Raw genomic sequence first — 2,167 nt, 5'->3', positions numbered from 1 at the left:
CGACCCGTCGCTGATCAGACCGGTCGACGCGGGCACCGCCGGTGCGCTCGGCAGCTACGCGCTGGTCGGCGTCCTGGTCGGGGCGCTGATCGCCGGGTCGGTCGCCGACCTGGTCGGCCGCCGGAAGGTCATGCTGACCTCCTACGTCTGGTTCTCGGTCGGCATGGCCGCGACCGCGTTCACGACGACGACGGCCGCGTTCGGTGCGCTGCGCTTCCTGACCGGCATCGGGGTCGGCGCGCTGGTGGCGACGACCGGTGCCCTCGTCGCCGAGTTCGCGCCACCCGGCAGGAAGAACCTGTGCACCGCGATCGCCTACTGCGGCGTGCCGCTGGGCAGCCTGCTCGCGGCGCTGCTGGCGATCCTGCTGCTGCCGCTCGTCGGGTGGCCCGGCATGTTCCTGATCGGCGCGCTGCCGCTCGTGTTGGTCCTGCCGGTGGCGGTCGCCCGGATGCCGGAGTCCCCGTCGTGGCTGGTCAGCCGCGGCCGGATCGAGGAGGCGCGCGCGGTCGCCGACCGCACCGGTGTCGCGGTACCGGAGCTCACCCGTGCCGCTGCCCCGGTCGCCGCTCCCGCCGGACGGGCCGGTTTCGCCGGGCTGTTCCGCACCCCGCACCTGACGCCGACGCTGCTGTTCGGGTTCGTCAGCGCCGCCGGCCTGCTCCTGGTCTACGCGCTCAACACCTGGCTGCCGGAGCTGATGGGCCGTGCCGGGTTCTCGGCGAACGGCTCCCTGAGCTTCCTGCTGGTGCTCAACGGCGGTGCCGTGCTCGGTGCGCTGGCGGCCAGCCGGATCTCCGACCGGTTCGGCCCGCGCCGGGTCGTCGCCGCCAGCTTCGCGCTCGGTGCCCTGTCGATCGCCCTGCTCACCCTGGAGCTGCCGATCGGCCTGCTGCTGGCGTTCGTCGCGGTCGTCGGGCTCGGCACCAGCGGCACCCAGATCCTGATCTTCGGCTTCGCGTCGACGCACTACCCGACGCCGGTGCGCAGCGCGGGCGTCGCCTGGGTCGCGGGGTTCGGACGGCTCGGCGGGATCGGCGGGCCGCTCGTCGGCGGCGCTCTGGTGGCGTCCGGGGCGGCCCTGGACTCGATCTTCTACCTGCTGGCGGGGCTGGCGGTGCTGGGCGCGCTGCTCACCCTGGCGATCCCCGCCGCGCGCCGGAGCACCGACGACCCCAGGGAGCCGGGGAAGCCAGGGGACCCAGGGGATCGCGCCACCCCCGTCGCGCCGGCTACCCCGGCCGCGCCGGCTACCGCGGCCGCGCCGGCTACCGCGGCCGCTCCGCCTACCCCGGCCGCTCCGGCCGCCCCGGCGGCCCCGGCCGCGGGCCCCGGTGACGCGCTGCAGACCGAGCCTGGCCGCTGACCCTCGGCGCACTACCGATGATCACGGATCGGGAAGCGAAGCGGTCATATCCGGCCACGATGCTGCCCGATCCGTGATCAGGGCAGGGCAGGGCAGTGTCAAGTGCCGGGTTTGGTAGAGGCTGAGTTCTCATGCTCCGGCGGGCTGCCGGGCGGTCGTGGTGGTGGCGTTATGGATCTCGTACTCGACCGGCGGGACGAAGCCGAGTTCGCCGTGTAGTCGGCGGTGGTTGTACCAGTCGACGTACTCGGCGACCGCGAGTTCAAGGTCGCTGATCCCCGCCCACGGCCCCTTGTTGCGGATCAATTCGGCCTTGAACAACGAGTTGAATGCCTCCGCCATCGCGTTATCATAGGAATCGCCGACCGACCCGACGGAAGCGACGACACCAGCTTCGCCGAGCCGCTCAGTGTAGCGAATGGCAACGTATTGGACACCGCGGTCCGAATGATGCGTTAACCGCGACAGATCTGCACCGCTGCGTTCCCTGATCCAGATCCCCATGTTGAGTGCGTCTAGGGCGAGATCGGTGTAGAGATGACGTGACAGCTGCCAACCCACGATCCTCCGGGAGAACGCGTCCAAGACGAACGAGGCATACACCCAACCGGAATGCGTCTAGATGTAGGTGATGTCGGCGACCCACAACCGGTTCGGGGCCGTCGCGGTGAAGTCGCGCTCGACCAGGTCCGGGCGCAGGTCGGGGCTGTCGGCACGGATGGTGGTCCGCGGCACCCGCTGCCGCCGGACACCGCGCAGGCCTGCGGCTTTCATGAGCCGGCCGACGGTGCACCGCGCGAC

The 2,167-nt window shown here is 71.6% G+C and carries 1 protein-coding gene and 2 pseudogenes; 1 reads left to right on the top strand and 2 read right to left on the bottom strand.

Features of this window, described 5'->3' with window-relative positions:
• Positions 1–1,366: MFS transporter (locus tag Ae150APs1_RS08320; protein ID WP_075301848.1), on the top strand; the 1,366-nt coding region annotated here is incomplete at its 5' end.
• Positions 1,367–1,495: 129 nt separating this feature from the next.
• Here the strand turns inward: Ae150APs1_RS08320 and Ae150APs1_RS08315 are convergent.
• Together Ae150APs1_RS08315 and Ae150APs1_RS31955 are read right to left on the bottom strand one after the other, a co-directional pair.
• Positions 1,496–1,972: pseudogene (locus tag Ae150APs1_RS08315) on the bottom strand (DDE-type integrase/transposase/recombinase); the annotation flags it as partial.
• 12 nt (positions 1,973–1,984) lie between these two features.
• Positions 1,985–2,167, bottom strand: a pseudogene (locus Ae150APs1_RS31955) (IS3 family transposase); the annotation flags it as partial.

Source organism: Pseudonocardia sp. Ae150A_Ps1 (assembly GCF_001932315.1).
Classification (GTDB): Bacteria; Actinomycetota; Actinomycetes; order Mycobacteriales; family Pseudonocardiaceae; genus Pseudonocardia.
Note: the sequence above shows the minus strand (reverse complement) of the source record. Positions and strands in the feature narration are given on the sequence as shown.